The 14,264-nt window shown below is 64.2% G+C and carries 9 protein-coding genes and 2 pseudogenes; 10 read left to right on the top strand and 1 reads right to left on the bottom strand.

Going from position 1 to position 14,264, the window contains the following annotated elements:
• Nucleotides 1-7: 7 nt before the first annotated feature.
• The 4 genes and pseudogenes from AC1D0N_RS22375 to AC1D0N_RS22360 all read left to right on the top strand — a co-directional run bounded on the left by AC1D0N_RS22375 (nt 8) and on the right by AC1D0N_RS22360 (nt 5,438).
• Nucleotides 8-304 carry a sarcosine oxidase subunit delta gene (locus AC1D0N_RS22375; RefSeq protein WP_477247732.1) on the top strand — a complete coding sequence of 99 codons (297 nt, stop codon included), beginning with the start codon at nt 8-10 and terminating at the stop codon, nt 302-304.
• Complete coding sequence (locus AC1D0N_RS22370; protein WP_477247730.1) at nt 301-3,294, top strand: sarcosine oxidase subunit alpha; 2,994 nt, start codon at nt 301-303, stop codon at nt 3,292-3,294. Before AC1D0N_RS22375 ends, AC1D0N_RS22370 begins: the two co-directional genes overlap by 4 nt.
• Nucleotides 3,287-3,874 carry a sarcosine oxidase subunit gamma gene (locus AC1D0N_RS22365; RefSeq protein ID WP_477247728.1) on the top strand — a complete coding sequence of 196 codons (588 nt, stop codon included), beginning with the start codon at nt 3,287-3,289 and terminating at the stop codon, nt 3,872-3,874. The genes AC1D0N_RS22370 and AC1D0N_RS22365 overlap by 8 nt, the downstream gene beginning before the upstream one ends.
• A gap of 122 nt (nt 3,875-3,996) precedes the next feature.
• A pseudogene (locus AC1D0N_RS22360) lies at nt 3,997-5,438 on the top strand (MFS transporter).
• A 21-nt stretch (nt 5,439-5,459) separates the two neighbouring features.
• On the opposite strand, the gene AC1D0N_RS22355 reads toward AC1D0N_RS22360, so the two are convergent.
• Nucleotides 5,460-6,164, bottom strand: coding sequence for a nitroreductase (locus tag AC1D0N_RS22355; RefSeq protein WP_477247726.1), 705 nt, complete (start codon nt 6,162-6,164; stop codon nt 5,460-5,462).
• 287 nt (nt 6,165-6,451) lie between these two features.
• Here AC1D0N_RS22355 and AC1D0N_RS22350 point away from each other — a divergent pair, with 287 nt between their 5' ends.
• The 6 genes and pseudogenes from AC1D0N_RS22350 to AC1D0N_RS22325 form a co-directional block, all read left to right on the top strand.
• Nucleotides 6,452-6,994, top strand: a complete 543-nt coding sequence (locus AC1D0N_RS22350; RefSeq protein WP_477248047.1) for a helix-turn-helix domain-containing protein — start codon at nt 6,452-6,454, stop codon at nt 6,992-6,994.
• Between the two features lie 16 nt (nt 6,995-7,010).
• The gene (locus AC1D0N_RS22345) at nt 7,011-9,464 is read left to right on the top strand and encodes a GcvT family protein (protein ID WP_477247724.1); all 2,454 of its coding nucleotides are present in this window, start codon (nt 7,011-7,013) and stop codon (nt 9,462-9,464) included.
• On the top strand, nt 9,461-10,360 hold the full coding sequence (locus tag AC1D0N_RS22340) for a homocysteine S-methyltransferase family protein (RefSeq protein WP_477247722.1): 900 nt from the start codon (nt 9,461-9,463) through the stop codon (nt 10,358-10,360). Before AC1D0N_RS22345 ends, AC1D0N_RS22340 begins: the two co-directional genes overlap by 4 nt.
• Entirely contained in the window at nt 10,360-11,541 is a 1,182-nt protein-coding gene (locus AC1D0N_RS22335; RefSeq protein ID WP_477247720.1) for a pyridoxal phosphate-dependent aminotransferase, read from the top strand. The genes AC1D0N_RS22340 and AC1D0N_RS22335 overlap by 1 nt, the downstream gene beginning before the upstream one ends.
• Nucleotides 11,538-13,988 carry a GcvT family protein gene (locus AC1D0N_RS22330; protein ID WP_477247718.1) on the top strand — a complete coding sequence of 817 codons (2,451 nt, stop codon included), beginning with the start codon at nt 11,538-11,540 and terminating at the stop codon, nt 13,986-13,988. Before AC1D0N_RS22335 ends, AC1D0N_RS22330 begins: the two co-directional genes overlap by 4 nt.
• A 148-nt stretch (nt 13,989-14,136) precedes the next feature.
• Nucleotides 14,137-14,264, top strand: a pseudogene (locus AC1D0N_RS22325) (ISAs1 family transposase); the annotation flags it as partial.

Here is a 14,264-nt window from a genome sequence, read left to right as displayed (position 1 = left end):
ATATTCAATGCTCATCACTTGCCCCTATTGCGGCCCGCGCGATGTCATCGAGTTCACCTATCAGGGCGACGGCAACCGCCAGCGCCCTCAGCCGGCCTCGCAGAATCTCGACGCCTGGAACGCCTATGTCTACGACCGGCTGAACCCGGCTGGCGACCATAATGAGATCTGGCAGCACTCCGGCGGTTGCCGGACGCATCTCAGGGTGGTGCGCAACACGCTGACGCACGAGATCTCCAGCGCCGGTTTCGTGCGCGGCGACCACAAAGCCGCCGCCCGCCACAAGACGGAGGGCAAGTCATGAGCCCGCGCCGCGTCGAGAGCGGCGGCCGGATCGACCGGCTGCGCACCATCCGCTTCACCTTCGACGGCACGCCCTACACCGGCCATGCCGGCGACACGCTGGCCTCGGCGCTACTGGCCAACGGCGTCACTCTGTTCGGGCGCTCGTTCAAATATCACCGCCCGCGCGGCGTGCTGACATCAGGCGTTGAGGAGCCGAACGCGCTGGTGACGGTGCTGCGCGGCGAGGTTCGCGAGCCCAACATCGCCGCGACCATGGTCGAGATCTATGACGGACTGGTGGCCGTCAGCCAGAACCGCTTCCCCTCGCTTGCCTGGGACGTCAATGCCGTCAACCAGCTCGGCGGCAAGCTGCTGTCGGCCGGCTTCTACTACAAGACCTTCATGGGACCCGTGGTCGGTCCGCTGAAGGGCACGCGCTTCTGGATGTTCTGCGAGCATTTCATCCGCCGCGCCGCCGGCCTCGGCAAAGCCGGCATCGTTGCCGGCACCGAGCGCTACGAGCGCATGAACGCGTTTTGCGACGTGCTGGTGGTCGGCTCCGGGCCCGCCGGACTATCTGCTGCAAAGACGGCTGCCGATCAGGGCGCCCGCGTCATCCTCGCCGAGCTCGAGCCGAATTTCGGCGGCTCCGCCAACTGGTCGGCCGAGACGATCGACGGCATGCCGGCCGCCGACTGGGCGGCGCGTTCTGTCGGCCAGCTCGAAGGCTATGACAACATCCGCCTGCTGCCGCGCACCACGGTGTGGGGCTATTATGACGGTAACACGCTGGCAGCACTTGAGCGGGTCACCGATCATAAGGAGATCCCTGGAAAGGGCGAGCCGCGCCATCGCTACTGGGCCATTCGCGCCAAATCGGTGGTGCTGGCCACCGGCTCCTTCGAGCGGCCTCTGGTGTTCCCGGGCAACGACCGGCCGGGCGTCATGCTGGCGCATGCCGCGGAGCGCTATGCCAATGAATATGGCGTGCTGCCGGGCGAGCGGATCGCGCTGTTCACCAACAATGACAGCGCCTATCGCTCGGCGATTGCGCTGAAGCGGACCGGTGCCGCGATTGTTGCCATCGTCGACGTGCGCCCGGAGCTTTCGGGCGAGATGCTCAAGCTCGCCGACGAAGCCGAAGCCGAGATTTTCTCCGGCCACGCCGTGGTCGCCACCGAAGGCGGCAAGGCGCTGTCCGGCATCAAGGTGCAGCGCTTCGACATGATCAGCGGTGCGCTGAGCGGCGATGCGCGCAGCATCCACGCCGATTGCCTGCTGATGTCGGGCGGCTGGTCGCCGACCATCCATCTGGCCAGCCAGGCCGGCGCCAAGGCGGAATGGAACGCCGCCCGGCAAGCCTTCCTGCCGCCGAAGCCGACGCAGAAATGGATCGGCGCTGGCGCCTTCACCGGCAGTTTTTCCACCGCCGAGGCCATCGCCGAAGGCCGCGCCGCCGGTCTTTCGGCAGCGGGCGGTACCGGAACACCATCGGCGCTGCCGATTGTCCAAGCCGCCCCAGGCGATCCCGATCCGGCGCCGGTGTTCGAGATCAGGGCCAAGGGCAAGAGCTTCGTCGATTTCCAGCACGACGTGACCGCCGAAGACGTACGGCTTGCGCATCGCGAAGGTTTTGTTTCGGTCGAGCATCTCAAGCGCTACACCACGCTCGGCATGGCGACCGACCAGGGCAAGAGCTCCAACATACCCGGCCTCGCCATCATGGCCGAGGCGTTGGGCAAGCCGATCCCCGAAGTCGGCACGACCCGCTTTCGCCCGCCGTTTTCGGCGGTGTCGATCGGCTCGCTGGCCGCCGAACGCTTCGGCGATTTGAAGCCCGAGCGGCTGACGCCGATGCATGACTGGCACATCGCCAACGGCGCGACCATGTATTCGGCCGGCCTCTGGTACCGCCCGATGATCTACGGGCTTTCAGGCGAGACGATCGAGCAGGCCTATGTCCGCGAAGCCAAGGCCACCAGAGAGAGCGCCGGCATCGTCGACGTCTCGACGCTCGGCAAGATCGCCGTGCAAGGTCCTCACGCCGCCGAATTCCTCGACCGCGTCTACACCAACATGTTTTCCACACTTGCCGTCGGCAAGGCGCGCTACGGGCTGATGCTGCGCGAGGACGGCCTCGCCTTCGATGACGGCACGACATGGCGGCTCGGCGAGCAGGACTTTTTGATGACCACCACCACCGCCAATGCCGGCAAGGTGATGCAGCATCTCGAATATTTCCTCGACGTCATCTGGCCGGAGCTGAAGGTGCATGTCACCTCGGTCACCGACGAATGGGCGGGGGCCGCGATCGGCGGCCCGAAGGCAAGGGCCATTCTCGCCGCTTGCGTCACCGGTACCGCCGTCGACAATGCCACGCTGCCCTTCATGGGCATTGTGCGTGGCGAGATATCAGGCGTGCCGGTGATGATCTGCCGGCTCTCCTTCTCCGGCGAAATGGCCTTCGAGGTCTATTCCGGCGCCGGCTACGGCACCCATGTCTGGCAAGCGCTGATCGAAGCCGGCAAGCCGTTTGGGCTGGTCACCTACGGGCTCGAAGCGCTGGGCACGATGCGCATCGAGAAAGGCCATGTCACCGGCGCCGAGATCGACGGCCGCACCACCGCGCGCGACCTGCATCTCGACTGGATGCTGTCCAAGAAAAAACCCTTCATCGGCTCGGCGATGATGGACCGCGAAGGCCTGATCGCCCCTGATCGCCTCCAGCTCGTCGGGCTGATTGCGCTCGACAACCGGCCGCTCAACGGCGGCGCGCACATCGTCGCGGAACTGGACGAAGCCAATCCGCACGATTCCCTTGGCCACATCACCGCCTGCTGCTATTCGCCGGCACTCGGCAAGCACATCGCGCTGGCTCTGGTCGAGGGCGGCAAGACACGGCACGGCACGCGCGCCTATGTCTCCGATCCCTTGCGCAAGCGCTTCGGGCCGGTCGAGATCGTCTCCAACCACTTCTTCGATCCGGACGGGAGCCGCATGCATGGTTGAGCGCCAATCAACGCTGGAGCCGGCACTGCATGCCGGCTCGCATGGCAATTTCGAACACGGCGTCGAAGTCATTCTCTCCGAAACCAGGCCAGGCTCGATCCTACAGCTAGCCGCATGGCCGGGCGAAGAGAAGCAGATGATGGCGGCCATCCGCACCGTCACCGGCCTCGCTCTGGCAGACGGCGCCGGCGGCGGTAGCACCGATGGGGTAAGATCTGTGTTCGGTTTTGCGCCCGGAAAATTCACCGTGGTCGATGAAGCGGAAAACCTGGCGGCGGCTTTTGCCAACGTTGTCACCCCGGCCATCGGCACGCTGACTGATCTGTCGCATGGGCGCACGGCGATCCGCATCGCCGGACCGAAGGCCGAATGGGTGCTGGCGAAATTCTTCGCCATCGATTTCGCGTTGCCGGCCTTCCCGATCGGTGCCGGCCGCTCGACCACCCATAATGACGTCTTCGCCCAGATCCAGCGCAGCGGCGCCGACCAGTTCGACATCTATGTGTTCCGCTCCTTCGCCCGCTCGTTCTGGAAGGCTCTTTGCCATGCCAGCGAGGAAGTCGGCTACGAGGTGCAATAGGCGTTTGGCCCTACAGGCGAGCCGATCTGCCGCTTGAGCGCCCGCCCGGCGACAGTCACGATAGATCAGGAATCACGGGCCTAAGGCTCGGCTCGATCAGGCAACCAGTACGCATCCCCTCCATGACCGCAGAGACCTCGGCGACGGCCCCTGCCCGCATCGGCACGGCGGGCGAGCTGTCGTTGCTGTTGCCGCTTACCGTTGCCTGCGGCGTGTTCATGACCAGCCTCGACCAGAATGTCGTGGTTACAGCCCTGCCCGGCATCGGCGAAAGCCTTGCCCGCCCGCCCAGCCAGCTCGGCCTGCTGATCACCGTCTATGTCGCCAGCCTGATCATCTCGATGCCGGTCGGCGGCTGGGCCGCGGATCGCTTCGGCCTGCGCAACGTCTACTGCTTTGCCTTGCTGGTCTTCGCCATGGCGTCTGCCTTGTGCGGTCTGTCCGAAGACATCTGGATGCTGGTCGGCGCGCGCGCGCTGCAGGGTTTCGGCGGCGCGCTGATGGGCACGCTCGGCCAGGTCGTGATCCTGCAAAGTTTTCCGCGCCACCGCACGCTGAAGATCAACATGTGCATTTCGCTGGCCGGCCAGTCCGGACCCTTGGTAGGTCCGCTGTCGGCGGCGCGCTGACCACCTACATCTCGTGGCGCTGGATCTTCTTCATCAACGTGCCGTTCGCGCTCGTTGCCGCATTGCTTGCCGCGTCGCTGTTCCCCTCGGCCATCAAAGCGGTTCGCACGCCCTTCGATTTCCCCGGCTTTGCCCTTGTCGGCAGCGGCATGGCGCTGCTCGTCTTCGGCATGGACTCGCTTGCCGCAAAGGATGCCGCCGGCGGCCTGATCGCCGCCGAACTCGGCCTGGCAATCGCCATCCTCGCCGTCGCTTCCTTCTATTGCTTGCGTGCCCGCAATCCGCTGCTCGATCTCAAACTCTTGCGCATCCGCACCTTCCGCGTCAGTTTCCTCACGGGTGGCGGGCTGGACACGATCGGCCTCAGCTCCGTCGTCTTCCTGCTGCCGTTGATGTTCCAGCTCGGCTTCGGCATGAGCGCCGTGCAGGCGGGATCGCTGACGTTCGTCGCCGCGGTCGGCTCGTTGCTGACGCGCCTTTTCATGCCGCGGGTTCTCAACCGCTTCGGCTTCCGTCGCGTGCTGGTGTTCAACACGCCTCTTGTCGCTTGCCTTGTCGCCGGCTTTGCCCTGATGCAGGCCACCACGCCGGTCTGGATCGTGCTCGCCTATATCTTCATCTTCGGCGTCTTCCGCTCGGCGCAGTGGGCCTCGACCGGCAACCTGTCCTATTCGGACATCGCGCCCGAGCAGCTCGCCCGCTTCAGCGCGCTCTACTACATTCTGTGGCAGCTGGCGGTGGCGATCAGCGTTGGCCTGGCGGCCGCCGTGCTGTCGCTTCTGACAGGCGGCGGCCATGCCAGCGTCAACGATTTCCGCATCCTGTTCGTCATCGAAGGCGTCATCACGCTGTGCGCGCTGTTTGCCTATCTCCGGCTGACGCCGCAGGACGGCGCTCATATCAGCGGCCATGGCTCGCCAGTGAGCGTAGAATAGCCCAGCCGACCCGCAGTAGCGTTATTCGCTGAACGTCACCCACTCTTCCAGCGGCACGCGGTCGGTGCGAAAATCGTTCTCGGGCTTGGACGTGTCCTCACGGCCGAGCGCCATGCCGCAGACGACGATCTCCTCGTCGGGGATGTTGAGCACCGGCCTGATCTGCCGGTGATAAGGCGCAAAGGCCGCCTGCGGACAGGTGTGCAGACCCCTGCCCCGCGCCGCCACCATGATGTTTTGCAGGAACATGCCGTAGTCGATCCACGAGCCCTGGTTCAGCCTACGGTCGATGGTGAAGATCATGCCGACCGGCGCGTCGAAGAAGACGAAGTTGCGGTCGTGCTGGGCGCGCATCTTGTCGACCTCGCGGCGGCCGATGCCGAGCGCGCCATAGAGCCCAAAACCGTTGGCGCGCCGGCGGGTGAGATAGGGCTCGAAGAACTGGGTCGGGTAATAGCGATACTCGTCCCAATCGGCCTTCTCGGCGCGGATGCCGGAATTGAGGATGGCATCTGATATCTGCTGCTTGATATCGCCCTTGGTGACATAGACCCGCCAAGGCTGCATGTTGGTGCCTGAAGGCGCGCGTGCGGCGACGGCCAGAATGGCGCGGATCGTCTCGTCGTCGACCATGTCGGGCAGAAAAGCGCGTACCGAACGGCGCGACATGATCGCCTCGTCGACGATCGCCGCATCCTCAGCAATCCGTGTGTCATTCTCCAGCATGGGCCGTCCCTTTGCGCATGCGCCCCGAAAACCGAACCGGCCTCCGGAAAAAGATCATGCGCAGATTCCAAACATTGGCCGCCGACCGGACGACCCCACACTCGCCGTTCGTGGGGCGAGCCTTTGCATGAACCGCCAAAATCGCGCAAGCAAATCTTGTGGCCTCATGAAAATGCTCTTGATTTTTTCACGGGTGTGCTTTCTCATGAAATTCCCTTCCAGATTTTCATCAAGTGAGCGTTTTGCCCCCAGCTACCGCCAGAACATTGCAGGGACCTGACGAGCGCCTGCTGGCGAGCGACATTCGCGCGCTGCGCAAGGCGCGCGGGCTGACGCTGGCCGAGATCGGCCTCAAGCTTGGCCGTTCCGTGGGCTGGGTCAGCCAGGTCGAGCGCGGCCTGTCGATCCCTTCGCTCGGCGATCTCAGGGCCTTCGCCGACCTGTTCGGCGTGCCGCTCAGCCTGTTCTTCAGCCACGACGTGCCGGTCGAGAAGGAGCGCGGCGTTGTCGTGCGCGCCGGCAGCCGGCGCACGCTTGGCACAAGCGAATCCGGCCTGGTGGAGGAGCTTCTGTCGCCCGATCTCGGCGGTAGTTTCGAGATGGTGCGCTCGATCTTCGCGCCAGGCGCGGAACTGAAGTCCCAGCAGCTACGGCCGACCGAGGAGGCCGGCTATGTCGCATCGGGCATTTTCGAGATCGAGATAGCAGGCGCCTGGCACCGGCTTGTCGAAGGCGACTCCTTTCGCTTCGAGCGCAAGCCGTATCGCTGGCGCAATCCCGGCGCCGAGCCGGCAGTGATCATCTGGGTGGTTTCGCCGCCTGTCTATTGAACGAGGGGTTTTGGATATGGCCGGTTTGCCGACCACGGCACGCGTGGTGATCATCGGAGGCGGTGCCGTCGGCACCTCCTCGCTCTACCATCTCGCCAAGGCGGGCTGGACCGACTGCGTGCTGCTGGAAAAGAACGAGCTGACCTCCGGCTCGACCTGGCACGCGGCCGGCAATGTGCCGACCTTCTCCTCGTCCTGGTCGCTGATGAACATGCAGCGCTATTCGACCGAGCTTTATCGCGGGCTCGCCGACGCGGTCGACTATCCCATGAACTACCACGTCACCGGCTCGCTCAGGCTGGCGCATACGACCGAGCGCATGCAGGAATTCCAGCGCGCCAAGGGCATGGGCCGCTACCAGGGCATGGACATCGATGTCGTCGGACTCGACGAGATCAAGCGCCGCTACCCCTTTCTCGAAACGCATGAATTGAGGGGTGCGCTCTACGATCCCAATGACGGCGACATCGACCCGGCGCAATTGACCCAGGCGCTGGCCAAGGGCGCGCGCGACCTGGGCGCGAAAATCATCCGCTTCTGCCCGGTCACTGGCGTGCGCCGCGACAACGATGAATGGGTGGTCGAAACAGCGCAAGGCGAGATCCGCTGCGAGATCGTCGTCAACGCCGCCGGCTACCGCGCCGCCGAAGTCGGCAAGATGTTCGGCCGCGACGTGCCGATGATGGTGATGAGCCACCAGTATATTCTGTTCGAGGAAATCCCCGAACTGGCGGCATGGTCGAAGGAGCAAGGCAAGAAACTGCCGCTGCTGCGCGACGTCGACACCTCCTACTATCTGCGCCAGGAAAAGAACGGCATGAATCTCGGCCCCTATGAGCGCAACTGCCGCGCCCATTGGGTTGGCCAAAACGACCCGATGCCCGATGATTTCTCGTTCCAGCTGTTCCCCGACGATCTCGACCGCCTCGAGCATTATCTCGCCGACGCCGTCGCCCGTGTGCCGATCCTCGGCACCGCCGGCCTGTCCAAAATCATCAACGGCCCGATCCCCTACACGCCGGACGGCAACCCGCTGATCGGGCCGATGCCGGGCGTTCCCAATGCCTTCGAGGCCTGCGTCTTCACCTTCGGCATCGCGCAGGGCGGCGGCGCCGGCAAGGTGCTGGCCGAATGGGTGACACAAGGCCAGACCGAATGGGACATGTGGTCCTGCGATCCGCGTCGCTTCACTTCTTTTGCCGCGGCTCCGGACTATTGCGTCGCCAAGGGCATGGAAATCTACGGCAACGAATACGCCATCCAGTTTCCGCGCCATGCCTGGCCGGCCGGCCGCGACCGCAAACTGTCGCCGATCCACGATCGCATCAAAGCGCTCGGCGGCCGCTTCGACGCCTACAATGGCTGGGAGCGCGCCACCTGGTACGCCAAGGAGGGTGATGACGTTTCCGAGGAAGCCACACTGACCTTCCGCCGCGACGGGCCGTGGCAGCATCGGGTGCGCGAAGAATGCCTGGCCGTACGCGACGAAGCCGGCATTTTGGACCTGCCGGGCTTCTCCCGTTTCAACCTCGACGGCCCGGGCGCTGCCGAATGGCTGAGCCGGCAGGTGACCGGTCTGGTGCCGAAACCGGGCCGCATCGGCCTTATCTACTTTGCCGACGACAAGGGCCGCATCGTCACCGAAATGTCTGTCGTTCGCCATGACGAAAACCTGATGACGCTGATCACCGCCGCGGTGGCGCAATGGCACGATTTCGAATGGCTGAAGTCGCGCATGCCGAAGGATGCTTCGTTCAAGCTGATCGACCGCACGGAAGAGTTTTCCACGCAGATCCTCGCCGGCCCCAACTCCCGAAAAATCCTTGCAGAGGTCTGCGCCGCCGACCTCGCCTTGTCCTGGCTGACGCATCAGGAAACGACGATCGCCGGCCGCTGGGCCAAGCTGGTGCGCGTCTCCTTCGCCGGCGAGCTCGGCTGGGAAATCCACACCAAAGTGGACGACACAACAGCCATCTTCGACGCCGTCTGGGCCGCGGGCCAGAAGCATGGGCTAAAACCATTCGGCATGTTCGCGCTGGATTCGCTGCGGCTCGAAAAGGGCTACCGCACCTGGAAGGGCGATCTTTCGACCGACTATTCGATCCTACAGGGCGGGCTTGAGCGGTTCGTAAAATGGGACAAGCCGGACTTCCCAGGCAAGGCGGCGCTGCTGAACGAGAAACAGCAAGGCGTAAAGAAGCGCTTCGTCACATTGATCGTCGAAAACCCCGGCGATTGCGATGCACCCTCCGTGTCGACGCTGTGGCATGACGGCAAGATCGTCGGCGAGACGACGTCCGGCGGCTGGGGCCATCGCATCGACAAATCGATCGCGCTTGGCATGCTGCGTGCCGATCTGGCTGAACCGGGCACCGCAATCGAGATCGAGATCTTCGGCGAACGTTTTCAGGCGATCGTGCAGAAGGACGAACCGCTATGGGATCCGAAGAACGAAAGACTGAGAGCATGAAAAAAATCATCCTCACCGATGGCGGCATGGGCCAGGAGCTGGTGCGCCGCAGCAGCTCCGAACCGACGCCGCTATGGTCGGCCAGGGTGCTGATCGACGAACCGGATCTGGTGCGCGACCTGCATGCCGAATTCATCCGCGCCGGCGCCCGCGTCATCACCATCAACACCTATTCGGCGACGCCGGAGCGGCTCGCGCGGGAAGGAGCAGAAGACCTGTTCAAGCCATTGCAGAAGCGCGGCATCGAGCTTGCCCGGCAAGCCCGCGACGAGGCCGGCGATACAGCGATCGCCGGCTGCCTGTCGCCGCTGTTCGGCAGCTATGCGCCGGCGCTGACCATTTCCTTCCAGGACACGCTCGACATCTATCGCCGCATCGTTGCCGAACAGGCCGACGGCGTCGATCTGTTCCTGTGCGAGACCATGGCGTCTGCCGAGGAAGGCCGTGCGGCCGTCACTGCCGCCGCCGAAAGCGGCAAGCCAGTCTGGGTGTCGTGGACGCTCGCCGATCACGGCACGCCGCGCCTGCGTAGTGGCGAGACAATAGCGGCAGCGTCGAGCACGCTCGACGGCCTGCCGGTCGCAGCCAGACTGGTCAATTGCTGCCGGCCCGAAGCGATAGCCGAGGCTTTACCTGAACTGATCGATCTCGGCGGCCCGATTGGCGCCTATGCCAACGGCTTCACCTCCACCGAAGCACTCAAACATGGCGGCACCGTCGATGTGCTGCATGCCCGCCATGACCTTGGTCCGGATGCCTATGCCGACCAGGCGCTCGGCTGGGTCAGAGCCGGCGCCAGCATCGTCGGCGGCTGCTGCGAAGTCGGACCCGCCCATATCGCCACCCTGCGCGCCCAGCTCGAACAGGCCGGCTACGAAATTTCGGGAGTATCCTGATGCCCAGACCCTCTTCGCGCATTTCCGGCATCGTGCCTTCGGGCAAGGATGGTTGGGAGGTCCACACCGCCGCCTGGGCACGCAAGGCGGCCGGCGAGGACATCATCATGCTGTCGATCGGCGACCATGATTTCGATACGCCGTCGCAAACCATCGAGGCCTGCGTGACGGCGGTTCGCGCCAGCAATCACCACTACACACCGCTTCCCGGCATCCCGCGTCTGCGCAAGGCCATGGCGGTAGCGTCGACCGCATGCACCGGCATCGCAACCAATGCCGATCAGGTCATCGCCACGCCGGGTGGCCAGGCAGCGCTCTACGCGGCGGTGCAGGCCGTTCTCGACCAGGGTGACCATGCCATCGTGGTCGCGCCCTACTATGCCACCTACCCGAACACCTTTAGCGCGGCGGGTGCGGAATTCACCGTCGTCGAGACACCGGCCGAGGACGGTTTTCAACCGCGAGCCGCCGATATCCGCGCAGCGCTTCGGCCCAACACGCGCGCCATCCTCATCAACACACCGAACAACCCGACAGGCGCCGTCTATTCGCGCCAGCATTTGGAAGAACTGGCGCACATCTGCCGCGAGCATGACCTCTGGCTGCTCTCGGACGAGGTTTATTGGACACTGGGCGGCGGCGAACACATCTCGCCGCGCTCGCTACCTGGCATGGCGGAGCGCACACTGGTCATCAATTCGATGTCGAAGAGCCATGGCATGACCGGCTGGCGCATGGGCTGGCTGACCGGTCCCGAAGCGATGATTACACTGCTGACCAATCTCAATCTGGTGACCACCTACGGCCTGCCGGCCTTCATCAGCCTGGCTTGCGCCGAGGCGCTCGAAAACGGCTATGGCGTCAAGGAGATTGCCGAACGCTATGCCGGAAGGCGCACAATCCTGCTCGATGCCGTGCGCGGCATGAACAATGTCAGCGTGCGCGGTTCCGAAGGCGGCATGTATGTCATGCTCGACATATCTGATGTCGAACCCGACGACGAGAAATTCGCCTGGGCTTTCCTCGACGCGGAAAAGGTCGGCGTCATGCCCGGCTCCAGCTTCGGCGAGGCCGCCGCCGGCCACATCCGCATCAGCCTCTGCCAGCCTGAGCCTGTCTTGCAGGAGGCAGCGCTTCGCTTGCGCCGCTTCGCTTCCAGCTACCGCCGTGAGGCCGCATGACCGCCAAACCCATCCCCACCAAAGCGCGCGCCGTCATCATCGGCGGCGGCGTCTCCGGCTGCTCGGTCGCCTACCATCTCGCCAAGCTCGGCTGGACCGACATCGTGCTGCTCGAACGCAAGCAGCTGACCTCAGGCACGACCTGGCACGCCGCCGGCCTGATCGGCCAGCTGCGCGGCTCGCAGAACATGACGCGGCTGGCGAAATATTCGGCCGACCTCTACGTCAAACTGGAGGCCGAAACCGAAGTCGGCACCGGCATGCGCCAGGTGGGTTCGATCACCGTGGCGCTCACCGAAGAACGCAAGCACGAGATCTATAGGCAGGCCTCGCTCGCCCGCGCCTTCGATGTCGACGTGCGCGAGATTTCGCCCAACGAAGTCAGTGAGATGTACCCGCATCTCAATGTGTCCGATGTGGTCGGTGCCGTCCATCTGCCGCTCGACGGCCAATGCGACCCCGCCAACATCGCCATGGCGCTGGCCAAGGGCGCCCGCCAGCGTGGCGCCACCATCGCCGAGAATGTGAAAGTGACCAAGGTCCACACCAGGGACGGTCGCGTCACCGGCGTGTCGTGGGCGCAAGGTGACGAGCAAGGCATGATCGAGGCGGACATCGTCGTCAATTGCGCCGGCATGTGGGCGCGTGAACTGGGCGCCCAGAACGGCGTCACCATCCCGCTGCATGCCTGCGAGCACTTTTACCTCGTCACCGAGCCGATCCCCGGTCTCACCCGCCTGCCGGTGCTGCGCGTCCCCGATGAATGCGCCTACTACAAGGAAGACGCCGGCAAGATGATGCTCGGCGCCTTCGAGCCGGTGGCCAAACCCTGGGGCATGGACGGCATTCGCGAGGACTTCTGCTTCGATCAGTTGCCCGAGGATTTCGAGCATTTCGAGCCGATCCTCGAAATGGGCGTCAACCGCATGCCGATGCTGGGCAGCGCCGGCATCCATACCTTCTTCAACGGCCCCGAGAGTTTTACGCCTGACGACCGCTACTATCTCGGCGAAGCGCCGGAGCTGTCCGGCTACTGGATGGCGACCGGCTACAATTCGATCGGCATCGTGTCGTCCGGCGGCGCCGGCATGGCGCTGGCGCAGTGGATCAATGACGGCGAAGCCCCCTTCGACCTCTGGGAAGTCGACATCCGCCGCGCCCAGCCGTTCCAGAAGAACCGCCGCTATCTCAAGGAGCGCGTCTCCGAAACGCTCGGCCTGCTCTACGCCGACCATTTCCCCTATCGGCAGATGGCGACGTCGCGCAATGTCAGGCGTTCGCCCCTGCATGAGCACCTGAAGGTGCGCGGCGCCGTGTTCGGCGAAGTCGCCGGCTGGGAGCGCGCCAATTGGTTCGCCCGCGAAGGACAGGAACGCAAATACCGCTACTCCTGGAAGCGCCAAAACTGGTTCGACAACCAGCGCCAGGAACACCTGGCAGTCAGGAACGGCGTCGGCCTGTTCGACATGACCTCATTCGGCAAGATCCGCGTCGAGGGCCGCGACGCCTGTGCCTTCCTGCAAAGACTGTGCGCCAACGACATGGACGTGGCGCCGGGCAAGATTGTCTACACCCAGATGCTGAACCGGCGCGGCGGCATCGAGAGCGACCTCACCGTCTCGCGCCTGTCTCAAACCACCTACTTCCTCGTCGTCCCCGGCGCGACGCTGCAGCGCGATCTCGCCTGGTTGAGAAAACATCTCGCCGACGAGTTCGTCGTCATCACCGACGTGACGGCGGCGGAAAGCGTGCTCTGCCTGATGGGTCCGGACGCAAGGAAACTGATTCAAAAGGTGAGCCCGAACGATTTCTCCAACGAAACCAATCCGTTCGGCACGTTTCAGGAGATAGAAATCGGCATGGGCCTAGCCCGCGCCCACCGCGTCACCTATGTCGGCGAACTCGGCTGGGAACTCTATGTCTCGACCGACCAGGCGGCCCATGTCTTCGAAGTAATCGACGAGGCGGGCGCCGATGTCGGCCTGAAACTCTGCGGCCTGCACACGCTGGACAGCTGCCGCATCGAAAAGGCCTTCCGCCATTTCGGCCACGACATCACCGACGAAGACCATGTTCTGGAGGCCGGCCTCGGCTTTGCCGTGAAGACGGCGAAGGGCGGCTTCATCGGCCGTGACGCGGTGCTGCGGAAGAAGGAAGCTGGCCTGTCACGCCGGCTGGTCCAGTTCCGCCTGAAGGACCCGCAACCCCTGCTCTTCCACAACGAGGCCATCCTGCGCGACGGCAAGATCGTTGGCCCGATCACCTCCGGCAATTACGGCCATCATGTCGGCGGCGCCATTGGGCTCGGCTACGTCTCATGCAAGGGCGAGAGCGAGGCGGACGTGCTGGCTTCGTCTTACGAGATCGAGATCGCCGGCGAGCGATTTGCGGCGGAGGCGTCGCTGAAGCCGATGTATGATCCGAAGGCGGAGCGGGTCAGGATGTAGAGCCTGTCTTCCCTTCTCCCCGTTCACGGCAGGGGAATCGCATATGGGGATTTTGGGCTTGAAGTTGGTTTGAGAAGGGATTCTTTGGGAAGGCAGTCTTAGCGAAGGAGCGACTGCCATTTCCAGCCTTGAGAGCTATTTCGGCGCGGTGCCAGATCCGCGCGCAGCCAACGCCACGCACCGGCTTGGCGACCTGATCGTGATGATGATCGCGGCAAGCCTGTGTGGCGCGACCAACGCGACGGAGTTTTCGTTGTTCGCGCAAGAGCGCAAGCA

This window comes from Mesorhizobium sp. P2_E10 (assembly GCF_056404235.1).
The sequence above is the reverse complement of the archived record's forward strand: the minus strand, read 5'-3'. Positions and strand labels throughout refer to the sequence as shown.

Bases quoted from the DNA above. Each gene is read 5' to 3' on its own strand.
- AC1D0N_RS22375 (WP_477247732.1), top strand. From the start codon at position 8: ATGCTCATCACTTGCCCCTATTGCGGCCCGCGCGATGTCATCGAGTTC.
- AC1D0N_RS22370 (WP_477247730.1), top strand. From the start codon at position 301: ATGAGCCCGCGCCGCGTCGAGAGCGGCGGCCGGATCGACCGGCTGCGC.
- AC1D0N_RS22365 (WP_477247728.1), top strand. From the start codon at position 3,287: ATGGTTGAGCGCCAATCAACGCTGGAGCCGGCACTGCATGCCGGCTCG.
- AC1D0N_RS22355 (WP_477247726.1), bottom strand. From the start codon at position 6,164: ATGCTGGAGAATGACACACGGATTGCTGAGGATGCGGCGATCGTCGAC.
- AC1D0N_RS22345 (WP_477247724.1), top strand. From the start codon at position 7,011: ATGGCCGGTTTGCCGACCACGGCACGCGTGGTGATCATCGGAGGCGGT.
- AC1D0N_RS22340 (WP_477247722.1), top strand. From the start codon at position 9,461: ATGAAAAAAATCATCCTCACCGATGGCGGCATGGGCCAGGAGCTGGTG.
- AC1D0N_RS22335 (WP_477247720.1), top strand. From the start codon at position 10,360: ATGCCCAGACCCTCTTCGCGCATTTCCGGCATCGTGCCTTCGGGCAAG.
- AC1D0N_RS22330 (WP_477247718.1), top strand. From the start codon at position 11,538: ATGACCGCCAAACCCATCCCCACCAAAGCGCGCGCCGTCATCATCGGC.